We start from the raw sequence: 6,936 nt of genomic DNA on the forward strand, positions 1-6,936 counted from the left end.
GTAAGGGGCGTCCGCCATGGCGGGCGCCCCTTACTCGTGCCTCGTGCCTCGTGCCTCGTGCCTCTACAGGACTCGTGCTTCTACGGGCGCAGCGCGCGCAGCAACAGGTCCGCCAGGTGGTCGGCGACCTGCTGCGGGGTCAGCGGGCCCTTGGGGCGGTACCAGGTCGACAGGTGGTGGACCGAGCCGAAGTGGTAGTCCACGACCAGGTCGGCCGGGGTGGCCGTGGAGAAGACGCCCTCGCGCTGGCCCTCTTCGATGAGCGCGCGGAAGCGTTCGTGGTAGCGGCGGCGCTCGGCGCGGACCTGCTTGTTCTTCTCGGGGCTCAGATGGTGCATGGAGCGGAAGAAGATCGCCGCGTCGTCCAGGTTGTCGATGGTGGTGACCACGACGTCGGCGGCGGCGGCGCGCAGCCGCTTCTCGACCGGCTCGTCCGCGTCCGCGAAGGTGTCGAGGCGCTCCTGCTGGAGGCGCAGCACGCGCGCGTACACCTCGTGCAGGAGGTCGTCCTTGGAGCCGAAGTAGTGGTAGAGCGCGCCCTTGGTGACGCCGGCCGCCTCCACGATCTCCTGGACCGAGGTGCGGTCGTAGCCCTGTTCGGCGAAGAGGCGGGTGGCGGCGTCCAGCAGCCGCCGGGGTACGGGCGTCCCGTCCCCGTCCGTGGTCCTGGGCACTGCCGCCACCTGCCTTTCCGTCGTCGTCGCCGACTGTCGTCGTCCTGGTCGCACGCGTGGGACGCGTGTCCCGCCGGAGGATCTTCCCATTACCGGCCCCGGACGGATGCCCCCGGTTCTCCCTCCGGGCCGGGACGGGCCGTCAGCGGCCCTTCTCCCAGGTCCGCTGGACCCGGTTCATGCCGGCCAGCCAGCGGTCGGGGGCGGCGGCGCGGGCCTGGTAGTAGTCGGCGACCTCGGGGTGCGGGAGGATCAGGAAGCGGTCCTCGGCGATGCCCTTGAGCAGCGCGTCCGCGACGCCCTCCGGCTCGATGGCGGTCGGCTGGAGCACGAGGTCGCCCGCGCTGCCGGTGGCGGCGAGCATGTCGGTGCGCACGCCCTGCGGGCAGATGGCGTGGACCTTGACGCCCCGGTGGCGGTAGGTGAGCGACAGCCACTCGGCGAAGGCAAGCGCGCCGTGCTTGGTGACGCTGTAGGAGGGGGCGCCGATCATGGTGAGCAGTCCGGCGGCGGAGACGGTGGAGACGAACCGGCCGGTGCCGCGCTCCAGCCACTCGGGCAGCAGCGCGTGGGCGGCGCGGACGTGGGCCATCACGTTGACGTCCCAGGAGGTCTGCCAGGAGCGCTCGTCCAGCGGGCCCTCGGGCAGGGAGTCCTCGAAGGCGACGCCCGCGTTGGCGCAGTAGACGTCGATGGTGCCGCCGAGTGCCTCGCGTGCCTCCTCGACGATGGCGGAGGCGTCCCCGGGTACGGCGATCGCGCCGATCTCCTCGGCCACCGCCTTGGCCTTCCCGGCGTCCAGGTCGTTGACGGCCACCCGGGCGCCCTCGGCGGCGAACCTGCGGGCCAGCGCGGCCCCGATCCCTCCGCCCGCCCCGGTGACGACGACTGCGGCATCCCGCACAGCTTCCACCCTCGGTCTCCCTCGACCTCGACACGGCTCGACACGGCTCGGTGCGGCCCCGTTTCCGGCGCCACTCGCGCCAGACTAACCAGTCGGTATGCCCGGTGGAAGGGAAAACACGGACGGCCGCGGTCCGGCTCGTTCCCTGCGGCGCCGACCCGCGCTAGCGTCCCCGGGGCCACGGCACCTGTACGTCCGCTCGTCCGCTTGTCCGCCGCGACCTCGGAGGTCACCGCATGACACTGTCCAGACGGAGCCTGCTCACCACCACCGCCACGGCCACGGTCGCCGGGGTGGTCCCCGTCCCGGCGTCGACGGCCGGGGACGCGGGAGGAGGTGCGGGCGGAGGCGCGGGCGGGCTGCGCACGGGGTTCGAGCGGCTCATCGCCGAGGGGTACGCGCCGCTGGCGGGCCGCAAGGTCGGGATCGTCACCAATCCGACCGGGATCACCCGCGACGTCCAGCACATCGTGGACGTGATGCACGCCGACCCGCGCGTACGCCTCACCGCCGTCTTCGGGCCCGAGCACGGGTTCCGGGGCACCGCGCAGGCGGGCGGCTCCGAGGGCCGCTACGACGACCCGGCGACCGGACTGCCGGTCTACGACACCTACTTGAAGAGCGGCGCCGCTCTGGCCGAGGTGTTCACCGCGTCCGGGGTGGACACGGTGGTCTTCGACATCCAGGACGTGGGCGCCCGCTTCTACACCTACATCTGGACGCTGTACGACTGCATGGAGGCGGCCGCGCTCGCGGGCAAGCGGTTCATGGTGTTGGACCGCCCCAACCCGGTGAGCGGCAGATCCGCCCAAGGCCCGGTGCTGCACCAGGAGTTCGCGAGTTTCGTCGGTCGGCGCCCGATCGCGCAGGCGCACGGGATGACGGCGGCCGAGCTGGCCCTGCTGTTCAACGGGGAGTTCCTGGAGAAGCCCGTACCGCTGGAGACGGTGCGGATGACGGGGTGGCGGCGCTCGATGTGGTACGACGCGTGCGGGCTGCCCTGGGTGCCGCCGAGCCCCAACATGCCTACTCCGGATACCGCGTTGGTGTACTCCGGGACCTGTCTGTTCGAGGGCACGAACCTGTCCGAGGGGCGCGGCACCACCCGCCCCTTCGAACTCCTCGGCGCCGAGGGGATCGACGGCCGCTGGGCCGAGGCGGCGAACGAACTCCGGCTGCCGGGCGTGCGGTTCAGGGAGGCGTACTTCGCGCCCACCTTCTCCAAGTTCCAGGGCAAGACGGTGGGCGGGGTGCAGCTCCATGTGCACGACCGGTCGGCCTACGACCCGGTGCGCACCGGGATCGGACTGCTGGTGACGGCGCGGCGGGTGTGGACGGACTTCGCCTGGCGCCCGGACAACTGGATCGACAAGCTCACCGGCTCGGACCGGGTGCGCACGATGATCGACGCAGGCGCGGGCACGGACGAGGTGACCGCCGCCTGGCAGCCGGAGCTGGCCGCGTTCCGGAAGACGCGCGGGAAGTATCTGCTCTACCGCTGAGCAGCGGCCTCCAAGCCACCTGCAAAAGAGGCGACTTGGAGGCCACCGGCGTCACCGGTGCGAGGTGTACTCCACGACCTGCTGGAAGGTCGGCCGGTTCTGCCAGCTGATCCTGCCGTGCTTGATGCCGCCCAGGGTGCGCTGTGCGATCGAGTCGGCGCACCACTGGTCCCCGGCCGAGCACTGGTCGTCGCCCGGGTAGACCTGGGCCGCGGTGCGCCCGGCCGCCTGCTTGAGGGTGCTGATCAGAGCGTCGCGGCAGGCGGTGAGGCTGCCGTCGCCGCAGTACGTCCGGGCCAGCGGGCCCTGTACGGACTCACCGAGGACGGCCCTGATGTCCTTGTCGACGTAGCTCCACCAGCCGTACTGGAAGGAGCTTCCGGCGTGCGAGCCGGTCGGGCCGTGCCCGGCCGAAGGTGCCTCGTCCACGGGCAGGTTGGCCGTGAACGCGGTGAACAGGTCGGTACCGAGGCCGGGTTCGAACTCGGCCTTCACCAGGAGCGGCCACCAGGCGTCCAGGATGCGGATCGCGTCGGCGTCGGCGTACTTCTTCGAACCGGCCGAGGTCTCCGTGCGCTTGGCGCCCGCGCTCACCCACGCCTGGAGCTTGCTCACCGCCGAGGCGGCCGTACTGTCCGTCACCGGGGAGGAGTTGACCACCTTCAGGAGCTTGGGCAGCACGTCCTCGGCGCGCAGGTCGGCGAGGGCGGCATCCGACATCGCCTGGATCAGCTTCGTCCGGGTCACCCCACCGGCGGCGGCGAGCTTGCGCACGCGGTCCTCCAGCAGGTCGCCCCGGTGCACCGAGCCCTCGCCCCAGGGGGCGGCGGCGTAGTCCTTGGCCTGCTTGTTGTTCCAGGAGATGTAGTAGTCCTGGTCGATGGACTGCGGGTGGGCGGAGGCGGGGGTGTAGTCGGCGGTGTTGCCGGCCGGGTTCCAGCCGCGCCACTCGTAGTCGGGGCGGCCCCAGGCCGGGAACTCGCTGTCGACGCCGTCGGCGCGGACCGGGTTGTCGCCGCTGTTGTAGTACGCGGTGTGCCGGGAGTCGGCGTAGAACCAGTTGAACGTGTAGTTGATGTGCTGGGCCGCCTTCTGGAAGTCCTCCGGGCCCTTGACGTAGTCGGGGTCGTTCAGCATCTGGAAGCCGATGATCGAGTCGGCCTCGTGGAGGTAGGAGGAGCGCAGGGTGGTGTAGGCGACCTTCTTGCCGCCGACGGTCGCGCGGTACTGCACGGGGCCGTACTTGGTGCGCCAGACGCGCAGGGTGTACGACCCTGCGGCGGTGCCGTCGGCCACGGTCGGCTTCCAGGCGTTCTTCTGTTCGAGCTGCTCCATGGCGGTACAGGTGCCGTGGTACAGGTAGTGGTAGTCGTCCTGGCAGAGCTCGACCGCGTAGCTGTCGATGATGTCCTGGCCGGAGGTGGTCGCGCTCCAGGAGTAGTCCTGGCCCCGGCCGAGTTCGACGTACATGCTCAGGCCCGCGAAGGAGGCGCCGCGTGCGCTGATGCCGGGGCCCTGGATCTCCTGGAGCATCAGCAGCTGCGGGGCGAAGTAGCCGGTCTGCGGTCCGAAGACGGCGACGGGGTGGCCGCTCGCGGTGTGGGCGCCGCTGACGACGAGGGCGTTGGACATGCCGCGTTTCGCCGAGCCGAGGGTGGTCTTCGCGGCCATGGTGGAGGCGGACTTGGCGCTCGCCGCGCCCGCGCTGCCGGTGCGGTCGTAGACCAGGGGTTCCTGGGTGACCGAGCCGGGGTCGGGCAGGGCCTCGCCCCTGGCGTCGGCGGGCCGGGTGCCGTAGGGGAAGCTCTGGCCGTCGTGGACGGTGAGGACGGCCTCGGGGTCGTTGCGCTCGCGGAAGGACTCCCAGACCTTGGTGCCCTCCGTGACGCCGTACTTGGACTGGGCGGCGAGCAGCGAGACGGCGTTGTCGACCTCGCCGCCCCCGCCGGAGCCGAACAGGGCGCCGACGACCGAGGCCAGCGCGACCAGGTCGGTGATCTTGAAGTGGTCGATGGTGCCCGCGTTGGTGATGGAGTCCTTGTGGCCGGTGAGGACGTACTCGCCGGGGAAGTAACGGCCGCTGTCGGAGGCGTCGATGTAGGAGTTGATGCCGTCGAGGTAGGCGCCCGCGTCAGTGAGGGCCACGCGGCCGCGGTCGCCGCCGCGGGCCACGGCGCTGTCGATCTGGGCCTGGAGGTCGGCCTCGGTGTAGGGGGCGCTGCGGTAGAACTGCTGCTCAAGGCCCTGGTTGGCCAGCGCGCCGCCCGCGAAGGTGGTCAACTGGCCGCGTCCCACGTGCCGGAACAGGTCCATGAGCCACAGCCGGTCCTCGGCGGCCGCGTACCCGGCGCCGAACTCGGTGCCGTAGCGGGTGGTGCCGGTGATGTGGGGCACACCGGTCTTCTTGTCGCGCACGATCGTCACGTCGGCCCGTCCGGCGGGCTTCTCGGTGGAGGCGACCTGGTCGGCGGGGACGCCGAACGAGGAGTCGTTGAAGAAGGTGTTGATCTTCGCGTCGGTCAGGCCCTGGTAGCCGGTGGCCAGGTTGGCGTAGGGGCCGAGCTGGTCCTCGGCGTGGTCGGGCTGGGTGCCGAAGATCTGGTTGAGCAGGATCTGGGCGAGGGTGGCGTTGCCGTTCTCGCCGGGCGGCAGGATGTCGGAACACTGGCCGCCGCAGTAGTCGTTGGGGGCCGCGGCAGGGGTTCCGGCTGCCGCCGCCCGGGTGAGCGGGGAGAGAAGACCGGCGATCAGGACGCATATGGACGCCGTCTTCAGGAACCCGGAAAGAGTGCGGGGAGTTCTCGCTCTGTCGGACAACGCGTTACGTGGGGTGCGCCGGGCCATGGCAGCTCCTACCGACTGGGGGTGGGCCGGACGTTACCGGCGGTATCCCCGCGATGGAAGGTGAACATGCGTCAACTTCCGTGCTCTGCCTGGCCGATGACTCGACCGGCGGCCCGGACGGCGGCCCGGACAGGGACCGGGACGGTCAACCCGGGGCGCCTTATGGGAGGGCATCGGAAATCGGATGGAGCCGGATGGGCCGGCGGCACGTCTATTCGGCAACGTCGCACGCGAACGCCGTACGGCGACGCCGAGGTGACCGACGTGCGACACAGAGGTGACGGAGGTGCAGGGCGATGGCCGGATTCCGAAGTCTGGCGAGACAGGTGCGCGATCCGCGATGCGATCTGGCGCTGAGGCGCTATTCGCTGCGCAAGTGCCTGGAGCGGTTCGCTCCTTACGGGCACCGGGCGACCTGGGACCATCTGTGCTCCCGGGCCGGTTTCGGCCCGGAGGACCGCTCCCCGGACCCAGCGCGGCTCGTGGCCGCACTGGAGGAACTGGAGGAGGCGCGTGCGGTGTGGCTGGCCTACGAGGCCGAGTTCGCCGAGCGGCGCAGGAAGGAGAAGCACGACGGGCTGCGCAGGCCGGGCAGCGTGGACGACTGGCATCGGATGACCTGGGGCGGCTTCGGTGTCGCCTGGTGCGACGACCCGCGGCTGCACCCCCGTGAGCCGCTGGCCGAGGTACTGCGCCGTCTGATCACCGCGCTCGAACGGGAGCCGGGATCGGTCTGCCCGGCCTGCGCGGGCGACCGCCTCCTGTGGCGCTACGGCCTCGCCCACGCGCCGTCCTCCGGCCCGGTCTGCACGGACTGCGGCATCCTGGTCCCGCGCCCGGTCCTCACGCCGAGGGCACTGGCGGCGGCACGACGCGAGCGGCTCCTGATGTCGGCGTGATGGCTCCGCCGGTTCGGCGGGGGGTGACTTGCCCGGGCCGGGGATGCCGATGCGCTGGGGCGCGGAGATCGTGGCGCGCCCCCGCGTACGCCGTACGACCGGGGGCGCGGGCC

5 protein-coding genes are annotated in these 6,936 nt (G+C 71.4%); 2 read left to right on the plus strand and 3 right to left on the minus strand.

Annotated elements, in window-relative coordinates:
- Positions 1 to 80: 80 nt before the first annotated feature.
- Positions 81 to 674, minus strand: a complete 594-nt coding sequence (locus GTW40_RS04325) for a TetR/AcrR family transcriptional regulator (protein WP_161178807.1) — start codon at positions 672 to 674, stop codon at positions 81 to 83.
- Between the two features lie 142 nt (positions 675 to 816).
- Positions 817 to 1,587: an SDR family oxidoreductase gene (locus GTW40_RS04330; protein WP_161178808.1), complete on the minus strand. Its 771-nt coding sequence runs from the start codon at positions 1,585 to 1,587 to the stop codon at positions 817 to 819.
- A gap of 227 nt (positions 1,588 to 1,814) precedes the next feature.
- Here GTW40_RS04330 and GTW40_RS04335 point away from each other — a divergent pair, with 227 nt between their 5' ends.
- Positions 1,815 to 3,080, plus strand: a complete 1,266-nt coding sequence (locus GTW40_RS04335; protein ID WP_161178809.1) for a DUF1343 domain-containing protein — start codon at positions 1,815 to 1,817, stop codon at positions 3,078 to 3,080.
- Positions 3,081 to 3,131: 51 nt separating this feature from the next.
- Here the strand turns inward: GTW40_RS04335 and GTW40_RS04340 are convergent, their stop codons facing one another.
- The gene (locus GTW40_RS04340) at positions 3,132 to 5,924 is read right to left on the minus strand and encodes a penicillin acylase family protein (RefSeq protein WP_161178810.1); all 2,793 of its coding nucleotides are present in this window, start codon (positions 5,922 to 5,924) and stop codon (positions 3,132 to 3,134) included.
- Positions 5,925 to 6,220: 296 nt separating this feature from the next.
- Between GTW40_RS04340 and GTW40_RS04345 the strand changes: the two genes are divergently transcribed.
- Positions 6,221 to 6,823, plus strand: coding sequence for a hypothetical protein (locus GTW40_RS04345; protein ID WP_161178811.1), 603 nt, complete (start codon positions 6,221 to 6,223; stop codon positions 6,821 to 6,823).
- The last annotated feature ends 113 nt before the right edge of the window (positions 6,824 to 6,936 follow it).

It is taken from the genome of Streptomyces sp. SID4985 (genome assembly GCF_009863025.1).
Lineage (GTDB): Bacteria > Actinomycetota > Actinomycetes > Streptomycetales > Streptomycetaceae > Streptomyces.